Here is a 20,750-nt window from a genome sequence, read left to right as displayed (position 1 = left end):
CATCGTCATCGCGGCTCATCCTTGCCTCGTCCGGCCATCCGCAGAATCGCTTTGCACTTCGCAGCCAACGAGTCTGCATGCAGAAAGTGTAGCAAGCCGTGTAGTCGAGCAAGGTCGCCAGGACGTCGCGGTTGCAAATGAGGCAACAATTTTCCTTTCCGCACGCTAATGACTTTTGGCGTCGTCATCGACAATAAACCTTCCGCTCCTCGCGTCACACCAAAACCGCTGCTGCCTCGCCCACCAAAAGGCAAACGCGGATCGGCCGTCGGGGCAATCAAGTCGTTAATGACCACAGATCCGACGCTAAACTGCTCTGCGAGCCGGATTGCCTGATCACGCTGCCCGAAAAGACTGGCCGCCAAGCGATACGGGCAATCATTCACCCAGCGGACGACCTCGTCTGGTCGCTCGTAGCGAATCACCGAAATCACCGGCGCAAACAAATCGGCTTGGGCAATCGGCTGATCGGCCGTCACGCCCGCAAGCATGACGGGCGCCATCTTGCCCGTCTGCCGAAAGGCCTGCAAATCGAACCGCCCCAACACGTCTTCAGCGCCGGATGCAAAGGCTTGCTGCAACGCCTCCAGCACGCCAGCCCGAGCGGCCGGATGCACGGTGACCTCTGGCATCAATCGTAATTCGCTGGCAATCAGGTCTTGGGTCTCCTGATCATCACGGGAAAGCATCAGCCGTCGCGGACCGATGCAAGTGGCTCCGGAATTGAATTGCAGACCAAAGCGAATTGCGGCCACCAGTCGTTTTCGATCAGCTCCATCAAGCACGACCACCGCATCGCATCCACTGAGTTCCATGATGCATTGGCTCAGGCTCTCGGCGGCTGCTTGGAGCACCTTTTTGCCGGTCCCCGCAGCACCGGTCAACACAATCAGATCGGGGCCACTTGCAATCGCCTGCGTCGCAGCAGCGACACTTGAATCCAACAGTTCTAACTGATCGCTGGGCACGCCGGCATCGTAAAAGACACCGCACAGCAGCGCTGCCGACTCCTCGGTTCCCGGCGCCGGTTTGAGATGGACTTGGTTGCCTGCGACCAAGGCTTGAGCAATCTGAGCGCCGCTGAGCAACACCGGGTAGTTCCACGTCCCCAAGATCAGGACGCGTCCTAAGGCAACCCGCTGCACGTTGGAACGCAGGCCCCACAGCCAAAGAGGCCGCCCTCGCAACCCGAAACGCCGGGGCACCAGGATGCTCCGCCCCCTTTTCCGAAGAAACTGTAACCCGGCACAGAACGGAATCAGCTCCCCCGTCACGGTTTCGACCGGGTCAGTCCGCTGCTCACTGGTGCAAGCGGCAATGAAATCATCGGAACGTTGACAAACCAAACCAGCCACACGCCCGATCGTGCGGCAGCGATGCGCTAGGTCAGTCCACTGATCAGACATAAACGTTCGCTATTCTAGGAAATCTGCACCGACACGCACGGTGTGTCGACAAGCTTGCAACAAGCCTTTTCCACAGCACTCAAGACGAATCGTTTCCGCCGAGAATGCCTGTAAAAAAACGCTACACCGAAACAATTTCGATGTAGCGCATCGTAGCTTTCCGTAAATCCCCTGGCAACCGCTTAACGCGTTTGCTGGGCTGGGACGGCTTTGGCGATTTCCTTGGCGGCTGTAAAGAAGTTTTCGACCTCGGAGTTTGCTTTCAAGCGATCGAGCTCCTGAGCCATCGCAATGGCGAACTTCTTTTCGGTCAGATCGCGACGCAATTCGGGTTCCACCGCCTCGATGTCACTGACCAATGGCTTGGTATGCCCTTGGCATTTCAGCAGGATGTACTTGTCGCCGACGGCGACAATGCCGCTTAGCTCGCCGGGCTTCAACCGAAATGCCTCGCGTTCCAAGGCGGGTTGGCCGCTGTACTTGCGAATCGGTGGCACTTTACCGCTGTTGCTGGCCGAAACCGGTTCAATGCTGTATTGAGCCGCCAAACGGCCGAAGAATTCTTCCGAGGGATTGTCTCGGGCCATTTGCCAGATCTTCTGAGCGGTCCGCTGATCACTGAGCACACAGGCCAAGATTTCAACGCGTTTGCCGTAACTGCCTTCGAAGCCGCGATCCAAATCTTCTTGGGTGACGGTCACTTTGTCTTCGACCAGTTTCCGCAGCGCCACGCTGGGCCAGACTGCATCGGACAAGTAGATTTCATAAGGGGTGTCGTTTTCCTTGGTGACGTACTCAACCCAGCCTTGTAGATCCGTGCTTCCATCGGCTTTCAGAAAGCCATAGGTGGCCGCAGCGCGAGCCATTTCGGAGTTCAGGTCTTCTTGATTGATGGTCTTACTGGCAGCTCTAAGTGCATGCGAAAGCAGCTTGCGATTGATTTCGCCTTCCAGGACTTCGTCGCCATGACGCTTCACGCACTCCGCGGCAACGGTTGCCAACGTGATGGGCTGTCCATTGATGATTGCAGCGACGCCAGGATGTTGCTTGGTGAGTTCAGGATTGCCAAGCACTTTGACCAAGTTGGCCTTCCGCTGCAGTTCTTCGAACAGGTCTGAAGCGGCGACCTTTAGTTTTTTGTTGCGAATTCGATCCGTGATGGTTTCACGAATCGCGGGCATGGCTTCGCCCGGTGGTGTGTACGCTGGAATGCGTCCCACGGCTTGCAAGAAGACAAACTGATTGGCAATGGGCAGGATTTGCGAGATCTGGCCATCTTTCAGCGCGAAGGCTGCTTCTTCCAAGCGAGTGTCGCCGGTGTAGCGACGAATCGGTGGAATCAACCCCCCGACGCTGGCGCTGGCTTCGTCCACACTTGCCTGCTTCACCAGATCCTCGAAGTTGGCTGGATTCGCTTGCGCTTGCTGCAAGTACTTTTGAGCCTCTTCCTTGGTGTTGGCGACAAAGATGCGGCACTTGATTGATTCACCATACTCCGACGCCATCGCTTGGCTGAATTCTTCGGGAGTCGGCTCCACTTGATCGGCGACAAGCTTTCGCAGTGCCAACATCGGCCAAATGATTTCGCGACTGTAGCGACCTGGATCGATGTCGCGTTCGTCCTTCAGCAGCTTCAGGTAAGTCGGCACATCGAAGCCGAACTTCGTTGCCAAGCGACCGATTTCCTCGCTGACTTCCTGTTCAGAGATCCCAACGCCTTTTTCCTGACAGGCCTGCAGGATCAATTGGCGGTTGATGATCACGTTATCCAGAACACTGTGACCGTAGCGCTGCAGCGCTGCGTCCGCGAGCATTTGTCGATTGATGGGGTCAGCATTGACCACTGCAACGGTGGTATTGCCCTCGTTGCCTTGAGCGGAGGCAATGTTAGGAAGCAGAGAAAAAGCCGTACAGGCCGCCAGAAGACAAATTTTCTGCAGGCGATACCGAGTCCGGATTGCCATGACGATCACTCCTTTGAATCGTGCACACACGCGTTTTTGGGGCGTGCGAGACATGCGGGATGGGTTCAAATCAGGCCAACAACTGTGCTGGCCCAAAAGATTGAACGACAACCGTAGGAAAATTCCCGTTTCGCCTCAAGATGAATCGGTAAAGATCCGGGGCCGCCGGTGGATGCAAGGTCACTCCGCCAATCTGCCCCCCACATGGACCGCCCTCGGATATACAGAAGGCATCCTGCGGCGTATCCTACTAACAAGCCAATCAAGCGGCTAAGCGAACGCAAGCCTGCGAACATGCGACTGCCGACTCTTCACTCTCTTCCCTCTCAAGCAACTGTTTGTCGTGTCTGATTCTCGCCCCAACATCATTTTTATCATCACCGACCAGCAGCGTTTTGACACCATCGCCGCGCTGGGCTATGACTACATGGACACGCCCCATCTGGACCGATTGGTCAACGAGGGTGTGACGTTTAACCAGTGCCATGTTTCGGCGGCCTCTTGTGCTGCGGCTCGCGCCAGTTTGTTCAAAGGCTACTATCCACACACCACTGGAATCTTAAAAAATGCCGACTCTTGGCGTCGGAGCTGGATCCAGTTGCTTAACGACGCGGGCTATCACTGCACCAACATTGGCAAGATGCATAGCTGGCCGTTTCAGACAGAACTGGGCTTTCATGAACGCTTTGTCGTCGAAAACAAAGACCGTTATCTGGAAGGGCGATACTTCTTTGACGAATGGGACAAAGCGCTGCGTTACCGTGGCATGGTCAAGCAACAGCGCGAACAGTATCGCCAACTCCCTGATTACAACCAGTCATTGGGCGCCTTCGATTGGTTGCTGCCCGAGGACACGCATCCCGACATGTTTGTCGGCGACATGGCAAAATGGTGGATCAACGCGAAACCGCCGCAACACCCACTGTTCTTACAGATCGGCTTTCCGGGCCCCCACCCACCGTATGATCCCACCCCCAGTTACAGCAAACCGTATCTGGAAAAAGACTTGCCGCTGCTGCCGGTGACGCAGCAGGAATTGGCCGGATTGCCCCCCGCGTTAAAAGAGTTGCGTGATCACAATTCAAAGATCGATCATGACTCCATCATCATGCCGTTGCAACCGACGGACGAACAACGCCATCGGCAGCGAGCCTATTACTTGGCCAATGTCACGATGATCGATCAGAAGGTCGGTGACATCATGGCCGCTCTCGAAGAAAATGGTTATGCAGACAACTCGATCATCATCTTCACAAGCGACCATGGTGACTGTCTGACCGATCATGGCCAAAGCCAGAAATGGACCATGTATGAACAAATCACACGCGTGCCACTAATCGTTTGGGCTCCCAATCGCTTTGCGGGTGGACAACAGATCGATGGCTTGGTGCTGCAGATGGATCTGGGGCCGACGATTCTACAGTGGGCTGGCATCGAACCACCAAGCGACTGGGAAGCGGAGACACTGGCCCCAGCACTCACCGACCCTGACAACTTTTCGGGGCGTGACTATGTTTATTGCGAACAAGTTCAAGATGCAGTGCTCACCGATTGCAAATTCATGACCATGGTTCGCGATCAAACACATAAATTGATCCATTATCTGGACGAACCGCACGGGCAACTATTTGACTTGGTTACCGACCCCAATGAAGCAAACAATCTTTGGGATCACCCAGACGCTGACTTGCACAAGCAACGCCTGCTGGGCGAATTGCGTGAGTGGCGGATTCGTAGCGGTGTGCACACCAAGGATTGGTGTGCCGAATACCGCTAAGCGATCGCTCTGGTGGGCGGCGGCGTTGACTGCAATCATCCATCGGTCCGGAACTCGACTGTGTGAGCGGCAACGGCCTGATGCGGTGGGACGGGTGAAACCAGTGCCTCCAGCGGTGATGGGCTCTATGGAGCAATGGCGAAACCATTGATTGCCAAGCGGCGAAACCGTCAGTCATGGGCTTGCACAGCACTAGCCACCCACTTGAACTGTCGCATAAACTGGATGAGGTACGTTTCCACCATTTCGTCCAAGGAGAATCGGATGCGAAGGTTTGCTGCACGAGTGCTCACCCGTTCACTACTGACTATCGCGGCGAGCGCAACCCTCGCTTCGGCCGCGACTGCACAAGAGTCTGGCAAGGGCTCATCAGCTGGAAAGATTTCCGGCATCGACACCGCTGTGCTCAGCGACACGCTCTCTCCCGGTGACGACTTCTATCTGTATGCCAATGAGAAGTGGCTGGAAAAGACCGAGATCCCTGCAGACAAATCCAACTACGGGATTTTCACTGTCCTGGACGATCAAACGCGGAAGCAAGTCCGTGCGCTGATTGAGAGCTCTGCCGAATTGAAAGGCACTCCCGGCTCTGCGGCTCAGAAAGTCGGTGACCTCTATCGCAGCGTGCTTGACGTCTCGGCTCGAAACGCCGCTGGCATCAAACCGATTCAAGGGTTGCTGGCTGACGTTGCCGAAATCAAACGTGCCGATGAGCTTGCAGCCATCATGGGCACACTCCGCCAGGCCGGTGTTGCAGCGCCGCTGATCCCCTATGTATCGGTCGATGCCAAGAACAGTGATCAGTACACCGTCTACCTGTCACAGTCCGGTCTAACGCTGCCCGACCGCGATTATTACTTAGAAGACGAAGAGCGTTACATCGAATTACGCCAAAAGCTTGGAGAGTATGTCAAAGACATGCTGACTCTGATCGACCACGAAGATCCCGAGCGAGCAGCCAAGACGATTCTGGATTTGGAAACCAAGATCGCCAAGATCCACTGGAGCAAAACAGAGAACCGCGACCCCATCGCAACCTACAACAAACGCACACCAGCTGAAGTCGACGCCATGACGGGCTCGTTCAACTGGTACGCCTTCGCTGAAGCCGCTGACTTGATGACGCAGAAGGAACTGATTGTTCGTCAACCGACCTACGCCGAAGCGTTGGCCACGGTTTTCGCTGAAACAAGCATCCAGCAGTGGCAAGACTACCTGACGTTCCACACCTTGGACGCCTATGCCTCCGGACTGACTGAAACGCTGGAAAAGCGTCACTTTAATTTCCACGACACAGCCGTCTCAGGCGTCACCGAACAACAACCCCTGTGGAAACGTGGCGTCAACGTCACCGGCAGCGTGCTCGGTGAATTGGTCGGCCAACTTTATGTCGAAGAACACTTCAAGCCAGCCGCCAAAGAACGCATGCAGCAGTTGGTCGACAATCTTAAACTGGCCTTCAAAGCTCGAATCCAGACCTTGCCTTGGATGGGCAAAGGCACCAAAAAGCAAGCGATGGAGAAACTTTCCAAGTTCACCGCCAAGATCGGCTATCCCGACAAATGGAAAGATTACAGCAAACTAACGATCGGCAAAGGCGTTTTGGGCGATCACCTGATTGCCTCCGCAGAGTTTGAATACCAATACAACTTGGACAAACTGAACGGACCGATCGATCGCGATGAATGGCACATGACACCGCAAACGATCAATGCCTATTACAATCCCACGATGAACGAGATTGTCTTCCCAGCTGCGATTCTGCAACCTCCGTTCTTCAACATGGAAGCCGATGATGCGGTCAACTATGGAGGCATCGGTGCCGTGATCGGCCACGAGTTCAGCCATGGTTTTGATGACAAAGGCAGCAAGTACGATGGCAATGGCAATCTGCGCATGTGGTGGACTCAAGAAGATCGCGATGCCTTTGAAGAGCGTGCCGAAGGCCTTGTCGAACAATACAACGAGTACGAACCGGTCGAAGGTAATTTCGTCAACGGCAAGCTTACGCTGGGAGAAAACATCGGCGACTTGGGCGGCCTGAGCGTTGCCTACGCTGCCTATCAAATCTCGCTCGATGGCAAGCCCGCCGACGTGATCGATGGCTTGACCGGCGATCAACGCTTCTTCCTCGCTTGGTCGCAAAACTGGCGGCGCTTGTATCGGGAACAAGAACTGTTGCGCAGGCTGATTGTCGATCCACACAGCCCCAGCCAATACCGTGTCAACGGCATCGTCCGCAACATGGACGCCTGGTACAAAGCCTTTGACATCAAAGATGGCGACAAGCTGTACTTGAAAGAAGACGAGCGCGTGCGGATCTGGTAAACCAACCCGCCGCTAAATCCCACCGAAGTGCGTGCAAGCAATCAAACGCTTGCACGCACTTCGTCGTGATAGAACTTGCTTTACCAGCAACCTGTCACCGATTGGACTCGCTCGCCCGCATGGAACTGCCCTGTCATCGCTCTCGATCGGAGACCAAGGGTGCGCACAAGACTCTCCATCCCTGCCTCAGTGGATTTAGAATCGCCATCCAACGTTAGAAACAAACGCCCAGCTATAACTGCGATCAGTGCTGGAAATGTACGACGTTCCCGAACCGCTCGGCGTCAACGTGTCGCGCAGTGGGAAGGCAAAGCCGCCTGAATATTCCAGCCCGCCATCGAAGTAGGCTGCGCAACCAATCGTTAGATTCAAATAGTCAGTGTAGCCAAGGTCGCTGTTGTTCGTGGGAATGCCTTGCAATGCCCCCGCCGGACGATTGGACTGCCTGGTACTGGCCGACGTGTAATGCACTTCAAACATGGCCGCGACGTCAGCCAGCCCACTGCCATGGTTTCGTTTGCACAACCAGCAACCTAAGGCGCCATCGAGCGCCAAGTACTCTGGCTCACGCAGCAGCACATCGTTGCTGGTACCAACCACGTAGGATCGAAAGGGGCTATCGTTCAGGCGGTACGAGAGAACGCCAGAGGCGAACCAGTTCTCGCGATTGTCCCAGCGTCCTGAGATGTAGGGCGTGAAGTGCCAGACGCTGTCGTCCGAACGCACATCATCCCAAATGCGATAGTCATCTTTGGTCGGTGTTTCCACTCGCAAACCTGCACTGACCGCGGAACTCCCATTGCTAAACAACAACCCTTTGACCCCAAAACCCAAGTCACCAAACTGCGTGTCGATTTGACTGCCCAGAGAGAAATCGGCCTGGGAACTGGATTCGTAAAGAGTCGTATTGTAAAACGGCAACAACAGCTCGACGGAGACGTTGCCATCGAAGAGAGTTTTCTCAGCAAGAAAGCGGAACTCTTGAATGGCGTCCGTTCGAGTACCAGCTCCTGAACGACCCGTTGCCACGTTTTGCAATGAATTGATTTGAAAACTAAAGCGATCGGTCGGTAACACAGGATTGTTCTCGCCAGCCTTCCACGCGTGAGTCGCCATGTAGAAGATCCGCGAGCCTCGCACCAAAACCTGCGGCTGCAACAGGCCTCCGTCGCCAAGCATTAACACTTCAGGAGTCTGATCGGCGTCATCACCATGGTGGACAGCGTCAACGTCGGCGGCTTGATTCAGTGAAACCAAAAGACAGGAGACGCCAAGGAAGATCTTTCCCAGCGCGCGAGACTTGGTTTTGCAGAATGATAACATTGGTGCATCCGTGGAAGAGAGAATGTCGTTTGACAGTTGGTTCGGATCCAATCCATCGCGGGCTCAAACAGGGATTGCTGCAAACGGCCACTCTGAGGGCACTCGGACAAGCATCGAATCGGATTCTGCAAGCTAGATGAAGCCGGGGAGAACACGCTGAGATGGAAAACGTCTGATTCGACCGCTGCTCAGATCAAGCCCAGGGCGATGCAGTGCCCAGTTGTTGCCATGGATTTTCATCGGTTTTCAATGATCCCAGGCCCTGCAATCCGCGTACAACCAACCAGCGGGGCATGGCGGAACCAGCGTTAGGGTACTAAGCTAACCAAGTGGCGTTTTGTTGCCGGACTGTGATTTAGCCGTGACCGAACCTCGACTGACGGAACCGCAGGTGGTTAGCGGATTCGGCGCGAGCCGCCGGCCTGGATCCCGCTGAAAGTCATGGTAACCGTGGCGAACGCCAAAACGGCTGATAGAACAACACAACGAACCGTGGCCAACGACCGACGAGAAGACATTGATTGAACCGTTTTACCTGATTGTCGCCCTGTTCCCATTGATTGCCTACTTGATGGTTCTGGGCTTGATCCGAGTCTCGGGACGCGTGTTGATCACCAGCGGTGGTCGCGACATTGCCGCATTAGGCTTTGCGATTTCTGGCTTGATCGCTGTCGGCCCTGGCGAATTATTTTTCCCCAAGGCTGCTGCGGGAACCTTTGGCGCTTGGGTCTGGCTGGCGCTGCTGTCGTTCTACAGCCTGATTGTCTGCTTGGCGGGGTTGTTATCGCGGCCCAGAATTGTGGTCTTTGGTCGCGATCCGGCTGCCATGCTGGAACCACTCTATCAGGCGGCGTTACTAATTGATCCCCAGGCAACCTGTGATCGCAAACTGGGCCAGGTCGCTTTGCCATCAAAAAGCATCATGTTACGGCCAGCAGGCTCCACCCAGAAAGACAGCACAACGATTGAATCCTTTCGTCCCGTGTTGTCCTTCGAGTTTTGGGATGCTTTGCTGGGACACTTGCGCAACACGACCCAGCAGAGCGACGCGTCAAAGCCTCGACAAGGCTTTGGCATGCTGATCACCGCATCGGTGTTAGCCAGTTGGTGCCTTTGGACATCGTTCCAAAACCAGCAAGAAATCCTGGACCAGTTCCAACAATGGATCTGGCGACAGTGATTCGCCCATCAGATGCAAAGAGCACCGATTCCATTCGCACACCGATTCCATTCGCACACCGATTCCATTCGCACACCGATTACATTCGCACACCGATTACATTCGCACGCCGACGTGCAACAGTATGTTTGCATAGCGCTGTTGATCGGCGGTTTGAATGGTTAACACATGATCTTCGGTGCCAACAGCCTTATAAAAATCCCATTTTTCGATCGGCTCAAGCTCAAGATCAAGGCCTTCGGTCTGAATGGTTTGACGATAATCATTCCAAACCGGCGGATCACCATCCAAAGCATAAGGTCCTTCCGTTTCGGTCTTCATCGTCTGGACCGCTTCAATGGGGACCGCAGAGAGCACCGCTTCCAAGACTTGATTACAAGTAGGAATTCCCGGCATTAAGTTGAGGCTAACCAATTCTGCACGCGGCCCGCGTTTGCTGGACGCAGGGTAATTTCCATCAGCGATAAGAATCGAACTGTGGTGGCCGGCAGCGGCAAGAATTGAGCTGATCTGTGGATGAATAAGTTTATGACGTAACATCTGTTAAATACCAAAGAAACGATGGTGTTGCCTTAGCACACTGTGAACACGCAAAGCGCCATTCAGCGTCAGGCAAATCGGAAGTAGGCTTTAGTCCTGCACATCGATGCGCACCCATTTTCAAGAGGATTAAATCGTAACGTGTGGCAGAAACGACTCAGCCTGGGAACTTACTTTAACATCGGGGTCTTCGTCCACTGGTCGTTTGGGCTTTTGGTTGGCTATCTGCTAATCTTGTCCGCCCCGATGGGGATCGACCGCGTGCTCTTTAACCTCGGGCTGCTGGCGGCAGTTTATCTCTGCGTGACACTGCACGAATACGGCCACGCGCTTGCCGCGGCTCGTTATGGCATCAAGACGGTTGACATCACGCTGTATCCAATCGGTGGTGTTGCCCGACTGGAAAAGATCCCCCGCAAGCCACGCCAGGAGCTGATCATCGCCGTTGCCGGACCAGCGGTGAACGTCGTGCTGGTGTTTGCAATTTCGTTCCTGATGGGGCTCTTTGTCAAGTTGCCAATTGACCCCGAGACGGCCTGGGACCAAGCCAATGACGCGACCAGCCCCTTGATGTTGGCCCTGAATGACACCACCGCATTTGCATTCGCCTTTAACCTGCTGGCGGTGAACATGATCATGATCTTGTTCAATCTGATCCCCGCCTTTCCGATGGATGGCGGGCGAGTCTTGCGCAGCGTGCTAGCCATGAACATGGACTATCGGCGCGCCACCAACTTGGCAGCGCGAATCGGTTTCTTCCTAGCCTGCCTGCTTGGTGCGTATGCGATCACACAGGGCTTGTTTATCTTGGCAATCATCGCCGTCTTCATCGCATTCGCCGGGCAGAACGAAGCGCGGCAAGTGGGTTTCACCGATGCCATCGTTGGACTGCGAGTCAGCGATGTGATGATGCGGGAACCTCCGTCCATGCGCGAATCAACTCAGGGACATGAACTTGCCCAGCAGGTCGCTCGAATGCCACTGGCGCAGTTCCCGGTGGTCGATCACCACGAACGCGTCGTCGGCATGCTTAGCCTGGACGCCATCGCGCAAGCAATTGCCACGGCAAAAACGCTAGCGAACGCCACAAACAACAACACGGCACTCGACAACCCGTCATCACCGGCCGATCCGCAGGCACCACATTCGGGACGAACTGCCGATCAATCGACGGAGGAGCACACCCCGTTTTCGCCCACGGATCGCCCCGTAAGTCGAGTCGAAATCCCATCGGTCGGTGAGCTGGTTGACCGCAAGGCTGTGATCCTGGCCCCCGATGATTTGCTAAGCGATGTCCTGGCCGGTGCACAGGCCAAACAAGCGGTGTTTGCGGTCACCAATTACTATCGGCAATTGGTTGGGGTGATCGACATGAGTTCGTTGACGGCCCGCATCGCGATCCTGAAACAGCTTGATCCTTAGCAGCCCGCATTGCGCGCGCTCTCCATGGGGCAAGGTTCGATGGGTGCCGTGCACAAATGGTTCGACGTTGCGTTATTTCTTGGGGAAGCACGCACCCTACAGGGCCTTGCTTGGAACGTTGGTGGGTGCAAAAGGAACCAAAACGGTCAAAATCTGGGTGGTCGCGCCCCAAAAGCACTCGGAAAATGCCATAGGCTATCAAGCCGACGCAGACGACTTCGAGGCGTCTCGAATTGGGTTCCCGCAAAATCACCTCACCAGAGGCGGTTTCGTTGGAACTTCAAGATTTGGCAACCACACTGGAACGAGAACTGTGACTGAAACCCTGAACGAGTTGCTTGAGCGGATGTTTGTTGGCCCGGTGTGGCCAGCATCTCTGTTGATTAGCTTGATGGTGATTTATTCATTGATCGCCATGTTAGGGCTAGTCGACTTGGACATGAACGCACCCGACGCGGACATGTCGGTCGATGCTGATTTTGGCATGGATGCAGACCTCGCTATTGACGGCGACATGTCGCTGGACGCTGATGGATTCACACCGGACCTGGAAGCAGGAACGGTGGACATGGGCGGCCCTGACATCGACCTGGCTCAGCCTGGCACGCTGGAATTCATCTCGGGCATCATGGCTACCACGGTTCGTTGGACCAACTTTGGTCGCGTGCCGATGGTGATCTGGATGGGGATCTTCAGCTTCATGTTCTGGTTGGCCTCGTATGTGATTTGGCATGAATTTGATGCCAGTCGTTACGAAGCGACGTTGCTCCCATCGGCGCTACTATCGATTCGCAATTTTGTGATCGCCGTCGTCGCCACCAAATACCTCACATTGCCGCTGGCTGACAAATTCAATCCACCACCCAACTACGACAGTAGACGGCTGATGGGTCAAACCTGCACTATTTCATCACACCATGCTTCGTCCGCCTTCGGACAAGCTAAGTTTGCTACGGATACCGCTCCCCTACTGCTGAACATCCGCACCAACGGTCCAGAACTACTGAAAGGAACGAAAGTGCGGATTATAGACTTTGACCCATCTAATCGGATCTATACCGTCGTCGAGATTACTCCGGAGACTGAATCGTGAATCTTCTATTGGACCTATCCGCTAGTCCGTTGCTTGCGCTCGACGTGCAAGATTACGCAATGGGAGGTGGCATCATCATTGTGCTGGCTCTTGGTGCCGTGGGCATGATCAAGAAGTGCTTCATGGTTGTCGGTCCCGACAAAGCCATCGTGCGAACCGGCTATGGCAAGCTAAAGGTCGTCACTGGTGGCGGCATGATGGTTGTCCCGGTGATCCAACGGGTTGAACGCATGGACTTGTCGCTCAAGAGCTTTGAAATCTCGCGACAAGGCAGTGAAGGGTTGATTTGTCGCGACAACATTCGCGCCGACATCAAGGTTGCCTTCTTCATCCGTGTTGACAGCTCGCTCGAAGAGATGGCTGAGGTCGCGGCCTCGATCGGTGCTCGTCGCTGTTCAGAAATCGACACGCTGCGTGAACTGTTCGACGCCAAGTTCTCTGAAGCACTGAAGACCGTTGGTAAGCAATTTGACTTCGTCGAACTGTACAACGAACGCGACAAGTTTAAGGCAGAGATCCTCAAGGTTATCGGTACCGATCTAAACGGTTACAAACTAGACGATGCCGCGATCGATTATCTGGAACAAACCCCGATCGAATTGCTTTCGCCAACCAACATTTTGGACGCCGAAGGGATCAAGAAGATCACCGAATTGACCTCCCAAGAGAAGGTCAAGGAAAACCAGTTTACGCGTGACAAAGAAAAGACGCTGAAAAAGCAAGACGTCGAAGCCGAGGAAACGATCTTGGCACTGGAACGGCAACGTGTTGAAGCCGTTGAAAAGCAGCAGCGTGAAATCAGTGAAATTTCCGCTCGCGAACGTGCATCGGCCAAGAAGGTCCAGGAAGAGCAACGCCTGGAAGCGGAACGGGCTCGCATTGCCACCGACGAAGAATTGGGCGTCGCAAACGAAAATAAAGACCGCCAGATCTTGGTCGCACAGCGAAACAAAGAGAAAACCGACGCGGTGGAACTGGAACGTGTTGCCCGTGATCGTGACTTGGAAGCCACCGAGCGGATGCGTGTCGTCGGCGTCGCCGATGTCGAAAAGGAAAAGGCCATCGAAGTCGAAAAACGCAACATTCAAGAAGTGATTCGCGAGCGTGTCGCTGTCGAACGTGCGGTTGTCGAAGAGAAGGAACGCATCAAAGACACCGAAGAAATCGCGCAAGCGGATCGTTTGAAGAAAGTTCAAATCACCGCGGCTGAAATGGAAGCCGAAGAAGGCTTGATCCGTCAGACCAAGGCTGCTCAAGCCGAGAAAGAAGCGTCTGAACAACTCGCTGAAAAGGTTCGCATCGAAGCCGAGGCACAAAAGGATGCTGCGGAGAAAGAAACCGCTGCAACCAAGATGTTGGCCGAAGCAGAATCGGCCAAGGCCGCCGCTTCCGGTCTAGCCGAAGCTCGCGTCCAAGAAGCAAAAGCTGTCAGCTTGGAAAAAGAAGGCTCCGCCGAAGCAACCGTCTTGCAAGCCAAGGCTGTCGCGGAAGCCAAGGGCATTGAAGCGAAAGCCGGTGCCATTGAAAAGCAAGGTTTGGCCGAAGCCAACGTCGACTTGGAAAAGTACCGCAGCGAAGCAAAGGGAATCACCGAGAAGGCCGAAGCGATGAAAGTTCTCGACGGCGTCGGCAAAGAACACGAAGAATTCAAGCTGCAACTCAACAAAGAAAAGGACGTCGAAATTGCAGCCATCGATGCCCAACGCGGCATTGCCGAAAGCCAAGCCGGTGTGGTCAGCGAAGCACTCAAAGCTGCTCGGATCGACATCGTCGGTGGCGACGGCGAGTTCTTCGACCAGATCACCTCTGCGGTCAAGGGCGGTAAAGCCATCGACCGGTTCGTTTACAACAGCCGCGTGGCAACCGACATCAAAGACACCTTCTTTGATGGCAACTCGGAGTACTTCAGCAATTCTCTGAACGAATTGATGGGCAGCTTCAACATGGATAGCGATAGCGTGAAAGACCTTTCCATCGCGGCTCTGATTGCCAAGATGCTGGGTCTGGCCAACACCGATGACGTCCGCTCGCAGCTCTCCAGCTTGCTCAGCATGGCCTCCACCGCTGGCATCACGCAGCAGAAAGCTGGCACGCTTTTATCGCCTCCACCAAAGGCCTAAAACCGGCTAACAGGTAACGGTTCCATTCCACCGTGAATGGAACCGCCGCCCGACATTGAAAGGTCGGTCACTGGCACCGACCCTCGGGGACAGCCCATTCACAGCACTGGCTCCCCATTCACAGCACTGGCTCCCCATTCACAGCACTGGGCACTGGATCGCACGCTACCACTTGGCGAGATTCATGTGCCCAGGCGTTTGTCCGCAGGCCGTTCATCCATCAAGTTGAACCGCCGGGCAATCCACCGCACAGACATTCCCATGCCTGCCAACAACGATGACTGATTCCCAACTTGCTGCCGGCACCTACGAAGTCTTACGCAATCGATTGCGTGATGCAGCAGACGATTTGCGTCAGCGAATCGGCACCTTGAATCAATCTCGCGCCGATGTCTTCGGCAATATTGAAACCAAGCTGATCGCGACCGAGCGCGTCACCACAGAACACAACTGTATCCCGCGTGATATCGTCTCGATCGGAGATCATTTTCTTTTTGGTTACAACGTCCAGTTTGGCCTGAAAACGGAGATTGGGCTCCGCGACGTTTTCTCGGCGTATCGCTTCTCCGATAATCAGTTCCACACCGAATCGCTGGACTTAGTGGGCGACGACCGATTCCACAATGACTTCGGCGAACTGTATCGCTTTTACAAAGACACTCGGTTCCTGCGATTCTTTCGAGCGGGCCCGATGTTGCACATGGTTTTTCAAGTTGGAAAAACCGAACGCGATATCAAAACCTTCAAATGGCGGGTCTCACCAACTGCAATCGAATACCTCGACAATCGCAGTGAGCATGAAGTCAAACAACCACCGCAGCACGAATTCCGCTGGCTAAGAACCAATCGTGACCAGCATCGCTACGGTGACCACCCGCACATTTCCATCGACGACATCGTCTTTGTTGAAACCGTCGGCGGTGACTTGACGATCAAGGTCGAAAACAACACGGGTTCCGGCGAAGGCATCTATGCTGAACCGGTCGACAACCCTGATCAGAAACTTGACGATGCCGAGATCCACTACGCGATTCTTGGTAACTTGGTCCTGTTCAAGATCACGCCTTATCAAGAAACCCAAACGCGGTACTTGGTTTACAACCGCAAGATTCAGCAAGCCATTCGACTTGACGAAATCGCCGATGCCTGCGTGATGCTGCCCGGCGACCAAGGCCTGATCTTTCCCGGTGGCTACTACTTGCAGACCGGCGAATTCAAACGCTTTGACACCGGCATGAATGATATGCGCTATCAGCGCACCATCGCCGCGTCCAATGGCGAAGATTTTCTGTACGTGTTCTATTCGCAGAAGTCTGGCATCTACGTCCAACTGCGTTACAACTTGATCAATCAGACCGTTGACACGCCCTTGATCTGCCACGGGCAGACGTTTTTTGAAAAAGGCGAAATGGTCTGCTTTCGAGCTCAAGAAGATCCACAAAAGCATCATGCCGTTCAGATCTGGCAGACCCCGTTTACCGGGCCAAACTACGTTGCCGAAAATCAAACCGATTCCATGTTGTTCAAAATTGGCAACAAAGAAATCGTCCAAGGGATGGCAGAATGCAGCGAAGTCTTACAACTGATTGATAAAGACGACAGCTACGAAGGGCTGTACGTCGACCTGGGCAAGAAAACCTCCGACATCCTCGACAGCTACTTCTGGATTGAGAAAGAGGAAGCCGGCGCGCTGGCCGTTCCCGTTGCCAAGATTCGCGATGCCTCTAACGCAGCGGTCGAAGAATTTGACAAAGTCGTTCGTGTTCGGCGGGAAACAGAATCGCAAACCAAGCACGTCCAGAAAACGATTGCGGACCTGTTTAAACAAATCGAACGCAGTCGCTTCGAAAGTATCGATGACTTCGTCGACATGCTGGCGCAGTTACGTCAGCAACGCGGACACGCCTTAGGCTTGAGGGAACTGCGTTACGTTGACGAGACGCTGGCCGAGCAACTGGAAACGGAAACCGCTGAACGCAGCGAACGTCTCAGCCGCCGCTGCGTCGACTTCCTGCTCACACCAGGATCGCTAGATCCCTACATTCAACGAGTCGAAGAAGCCTCCCAACAAGTCGCAACCGTTGGCACCGCCACTGAATCCAAAACGCTTGGCGAAAAGATCGATGCCGCTGCATCTCAATTGGAAATGCTGACCGAAACCGTCAGCAACCTGCGGATCGACGACGCCACCAAACGAACGGAAATCATCGACGCCATTGGCGAAGTGTTCGCCAGCGTGAATCGCGTCCGCAGTTCACTTAAGGCGCGCACCACGGAACTGGTCGGCGCTGAGGGCAGGGCAGAGTTCGCCTCGCAATTGAAGCTCTTGGAACAAACCACCGCTGGCTACCTCGACGTCAGCGAAACTCCCGAACGCTGTGACGAATACCTGACCAAGATCATGGTCCAGCTGGAAGATCTCGAAGGTCGGTTCGCCGAGTTCGATGACTTTTTGGAGAAAATCGCCGTCCGCCGCGAAGAGGTCTATGCTGCCTTTGAATCACGCAAAGTCCAGCTGATCGAAAAACGCAACCGCCGCGCAGAGTCGCTGGCCTCGGCCGCCAGTCGCATCCTAAAAGGAATCGACAATCGCGTTCGCGCCATGGATTCAGCGGATGATATCGCCGCCTACTTCGCCGGCGACTTGATGGTCGAAAAGGTCCGTGACATCATCGACCAATTGCAAGAGATGGATGACGCCGTTCGTGTCGGAGACTTGCAAAGCCGCCTCAAAACCATTCGCGAAGACTCACTGCGACAGCTCAAGGACCGTCAAGAGCTGTACGAAGACGGCGGAGACATCATCCGTCTGGGCAAGCAACGTTTCGCTGTCAACACGCAACCCTTGGATTTAACTACCGTCTTGCGTGACGGCCAGATTTGCTTGCACTTAACGGGGACGCAGTTCTTCGAGCCCCTGGTCGATCCCGCGCTGACCGAAGCCAAGGATCTTTGGGACCAAGAACTGGTCAGCGAGAACAGTTCGCTCTATCGGGCTGAATACCTGGCCGGCGACTTGTTCCTGTCCGCTGGCAACGCTGGCACGCTTCCCAAAGCCGATCAAATTGATGCCGCTTGGGTTCAGTCGCAATGGGGCGGACGCTTCGACGAAGGCTACGCCAAAGGGGTGCACGACCACGACGCGGCAATGATCTTGAAGGCGATGGCGCAGATCGATGAAACGATGAGCCTGCTAAGCCATCCTGCGACGACGCGCGTTGCCGCCTTGCTATGGTTCAACAAAATCCTGATCCCCAAGACTCGTAAGGCGATGTCGGACTGGATCGCCGGCTTCGCAAAACTGGCCAAAGCCTATCCCAAAGCCAAACCAGCCCAGGACTTCCGCGATCGCCTGACTCGACTTGCCGCAGATGATCGCGATCAGTGGCAAACACTGTTCGATGCGTCGGTGACAGAACAGGGCATCGCCGATTACCTGTTCGAAGAACTGATCAGCTCTGGCCGCAAGACGGCGATCAGCAAACGGGCCACCGAGTTATTCCAAGACTTCCTGGATTCGGTGGCAACCAGCGATCGCCAAACCCTACTCGATGCCGCTCTAAAAACCACGTCGTCCGACATCACCAAGTCCTTTGTCTTGGCGCGCAACTGGGCGCAGGCTTATCTGGATTCACATGGCCAGCCCGATGCGATTGATCCACCCGAACTCTATTTGAATGAACTCGCCTGGATCATCCTGATCGGTGGCACGACGAACACCAAGACGATCGAATCGCAGACCGCCATTCAATTGGAAGGATTAGTGGGCAGCCATCCACGCATTGAGCAGGGCAAGATGGTGGTTCACTACCATCAACTGTCACAACGCCTCAACGAATACCGGCAAGATGTTGTGCCTCGCTTTAGAGCCTTGCATAAAACCAAGAATCACTTGGTCGATCAGTCTCGTGATGAAATGCGACTGGACGAGTTCAAGCCCCGTGTCTTGACCAGCTTTGTGCGGAACCTGTTGCTGGACGAAGTCTACCTGCCCTTAATCGGTGACAACCTTGCCAAACAAATGGGCGCCGCAGGCGAAAACAAACGCACCGACCGCATGGGTTTGCTGTTGCTGATCAGCCCACCGGGTTACGGCAAAACAACGTTGATGGAATACATCGCCAACCGACTTGGTTTGGTGTTCATGAAAATCAATGGCCCCGCGATTGGACACCAAGTCACCTCGCTCGACCCTGCCGAGGCCCCCAACGCGGCTGCCAAAGAAGAAGTCGAACGATTGAATTTGGCCTTAGAAATGGGCGATAATGTGATGCTGTATCTGGACGATATCCAGCACACGCACCCTGAGTTTTTGCAGAAGTTCATTTCGCTCTGTGACGCGACACGAAAGATCGAAGGTGTCAACAAAGGTCGCACGCGAACCTATGACCTGCGTGGCCGTCGCGTCGCTGTCGTCATGGCGGGTAACCCCTACACTGAAAGCGGCGAGCGATTTCAGATCCCCGACATGCTGTCCAACCGAGCCGACGTGTATAACCTGGGTGAAATCATCGGCGACAGCTCCGACGCCTTCGAAATGAGTTACCTGGAAAACTGCCTGACCAGCAACGTCACACTCGCGCCGCTCTCATCAGCCGCCCCTGAAGATGCTCGTGCCATCATTCGCGCTGCACAACGTGACACCATGGAAGGCATTGAGATCAAAAGCAACCTGTCGATGGACCAAGTCCGAGACATGTTTGAAGTGATGCGCAAACTGATGCAGGTCCGTGACGTGGTGCTGCGTGTCAACCGAGCCTACATTCGCAGCGCTGCCCAAGCCGACGCCTATCGGACCGAACCACCGTTTAAGCTGCAGGGTAGCTATCGGAATATGAATCGTATCGCCGAGAAGGTTGCCGGTGTGATGAATCAACAAGAGTTGCAATCACTGATCGTCAGCAGCTACGAACAGGACGCTCAAACGCTGACAACCGACAACGAAGCCAATGTGCTGAAGTTCAAAGAACTGATGGGCATCCTGACCGCCGAAGAGCAAGAACGCTGGGATAGCATCAAGTACTCCTTCGTCGAATCGACTCGCATGCAAGGCATGGACAGTGACGACCAGGCAGGTCAGCTGATGCGTCAATTGGCGTCGATGCGAGATGGCTTGGAATCCATCCGCGCCGTGATCTCCAAAGCAGTTGCCATCGGCCGAGACGCGACCGAAGAACGAATGGACCAGCGAATGGACGCCTTGCGCCATAGCCTGAGTTCATCCGCTACCGAGATTACCGACACGCTGCGTTCGACCGGTCAGCAGATCGAGCAACTGGGCAAACAACAAGCGACGCAGGAGCCCCCAGATCAACGTGTCTTTGTGCAGCACAAGGTACCGCGCGTGTTAGTCGATTTGGTCAAAGGACAATTCCACTTGATGCAGGAATGGTTGCGCCCGATTCTGGACGAATCGCTGGACACTGGAAAAGACCTCAGTCGGTTGCGTGAGCAGCTGGAGGCCTTTGAGGAGCAGTGCAAAAGCATGGAGAGTTCCCTGCTATCGGCCGCTCCCGACGGCGCCCCAGCGCCGCCACCGCCGCCAGCAACCCCGTCATGATTCCGCAAACTCCCCAGTCCCCAAACCGTGCGAACGC

The 20,750-nt window shown here is 54.7% G+C and carries 11 protein-coding genes; 7 read left to right on the top strand and 4 right to left on the bottom strand.

Annotation, left to right across the window (positions count from 1 at the left end):
- Positions 1–5: 5 nt before the first annotated feature.
- Together SV7mr_RS07240 and SV7mr_RS07235 are read right to left on the bottom strand one after the other, a co-directional pair.
- Positions 6–1,406, bottom strand: coding sequence for an aldehyde dehydrogenase family protein (locus SV7mr_RS07240; protein WP_145270579.1), 1,401 nt, complete (start codon positions 1,404–1,406; stop codon positions 6–8).
- Positions 1,407–1,588: 182 nt separating this feature from the next.
- Positions 1,589–3,370 carry a peptidylprolyl isomerase gene (locus tag SV7mr_RS07235; RefSeq protein WP_419188216.1) on the bottom strand — a complete coding sequence of 594 codons (1,782 nt, stop codon included), beginning with the start codon at positions 3,368–3,370 and terminating at the stop codon, positions 1,589–1,591.
- A gap of 343 nt (positions 3,371–3,713) precedes the next feature.
- Here SV7mr_RS07235 and SV7mr_RS07230 point away from each other — a divergent pair, with 343 nt between their 5' ends.
- Together SV7mr_RS07230 and SV7mr_RS07225 are read left to right on the top strand one after the other, a co-directional pair.
- Positions 3,714–5,147 carry a sulfatase family protein gene (locus SV7mr_RS07230; protein WP_145270575.1) on the top strand — a complete coding sequence of 478 codons (1,434 nt, stop codon included), beginning with the start codon at positions 3,714–3,716 and terminating at the stop codon, positions 5,145–5,147.
- A 264-nt stretch (positions 5,148–5,411) separates the two neighbouring features.
- Entirely contained in the window at positions 5,412–7,475 is a 2,064-nt protein-coding gene (locus SV7mr_RS07225; protein WP_419188215.1) for a M13 family metallopeptidase, read from the top strand.
- A 195-nt stretch (positions 7,476–7,670) separates the two neighbouring features.
- On the opposite strand, the gene SV7mr_RS07220 is transcribed toward SV7mr_RS07225, so the two are convergent.
- Positions 7,671–8,798 carry a hypothetical protein gene (locus SV7mr_RS07220; protein WP_145270571.1) on the bottom strand — a complete coding sequence of 376 codons (1,128 nt, stop codon included), beginning with the start codon at positions 8,796–8,798 and terminating at the stop codon, positions 7,671–7,673.
- A 517-nt stretch (positions 8,799–9,315) separates the two neighbouring features.
- Here SV7mr_RS07220 and SV7mr_RS07215 point away from each other — a divergent pair.
- Complete coding sequence (locus tag SV7mr_RS07215; RefSeq protein WP_145270569.1) at positions 9,316–9,978, top strand: hypothetical protein; 663 nt, start codon at positions 9,316–9,318, stop codon at positions 9,976–9,978.
- A gap of 96 nt (positions 9,979–10,074) precedes the next feature.
- Here SV7mr_RS07215 and SV7mr_RS07210 read toward each other — a convergent pair whose 3' ends face one another.
- Positions 10,075–10,518: an RbsD/FucU family protein gene (locus SV7mr_RS07210; RefSeq protein ID WP_145270567.1), complete on the bottom strand. Its 444-nt coding sequence runs from the start codon at positions 10,516–10,518 to the stop codon at positions 10,075–10,077.
- Between the two features lie 141 nt (positions 10,519–10,659).
- Between SV7mr_RS07210 and SV7mr_RS07205 the strand changes: the two genes are divergently transcribed.
- The 4 genes from SV7mr_RS07205 (at position 10,660) to SV7mr_RS07190 (ending at position 20,713) form a co-directional block, all read left to right on the top strand.
- The gene (locus SV7mr_RS07205) at positions 10,660–11,940 is read left to right on the top strand and encodes a site-2 protease family protein (RefSeq protein WP_145270566.1); all 1,281 of its coding nucleotides are present in this window, start codon (positions 10,660–10,662) and stop codon (positions 11,938–11,940) included.
- A 313-nt stretch (positions 11,941–12,253) separates the two neighbouring features.
- The gene (locus SV7mr_RS07200; RefSeq protein WP_145270564.1) at positions 12,254–13,033 is read left to right on the top strand and encodes an OB-fold-containig protein; all 780 of its coding nucleotides are present in this window, start codon (positions 12,254–12,256) and stop codon (positions 13,031–13,033) included.
- Between the two features lie 59 nt (positions 13,034–13,092).
- The gene (locus tag SV7mr_RS07195) at positions 13,093–15,153 is read left to right on the top strand and encodes a flotillin family protein (protein WP_145278167.1); all 2,061 of its coding nucleotides are present in this window, start codon (positions 13,093–13,095) and stop codon (positions 15,151–15,153) included.
- A gap of 277 nt (positions 15,154–15,430) precedes the next feature.
- Positions 15,431–20,713 (top strand): DNA repair ATPase, encoded by a 5,283-nt coding sequence (locus tag SV7mr_RS07190; RefSeq protein ID WP_145270562.1) that lies wholly within the window; start codon positions 15,431–15,433, stop codon positions 20,711–20,713.
- Positions 20,714–20,750: the final 37 nt, after the last annotated feature.

The sequence above is a fragment of the Stieleria bergensis genome, assembly GCA_007745635.1.
Lineage (GTDB): Bacteria > Planctomycetota > Planctomycetia > Pirellulales > Pirellulaceae > Stieleria > Stieleria bergensis.
Note: the sequence above shows the minus strand (reverse complement) of the source record. Positions and strands in the feature narration are given on the sequence as shown.

Excerpts from the sequence above, each read along its gene's own strand:
- SV7mr_RS07240 (WP_145270579.1), bottom strand. The coding sequence starts at position 1,406 with ATGTCTGATCAGTGGACTGACCTAGCGCATCGCTGCCGCACGATCGGG.
- SV7mr_RS07235 (WP_419188216.1), bottom strand. The coding sequence starts at position 3,370 with ATGGCAATCCGGACTCGGTATCGCCTGCAGAAAATTTGTCTTCTGGCG.
- SV7mr_RS07225 (WP_419188215.1), top strand. The coding sequence starts at position 5,412 with ATGCGAAGGTTTGCTGCACGAGTGCTCACCCGTTCACTACTGACTATC.
- SV7mr_RS07220 (WP_145270571.1), bottom strand. The coding sequence starts at position 8,798 with ATGTTATCATTCTGCAAAACCAAGTCTCGCGCGCTGGGAAAGATCTTC.
- SV7mr_RS07210 (WP_145270567.1), bottom strand. The coding sequence starts at position 10,518 with ATGTTACGTCATAAACTTATTCATCCACAGATCAGCTCAATTCTTGCC.
- SV7mr_RS07195 (WP_145278167.1), top strand. The coding sequence starts at position 13,093 with ATGGGAGGTGGCATCATCATTGTGCTGGCTCTTGGTGCCGTGGGCATG.
- SV7mr_RS07190 (WP_145270562.1), top strand. The coding sequence starts at position 15,431 with ATGACTGATTCCCAACTTGCTGCCGGCACCTACGAAGTCTTACGCAAT.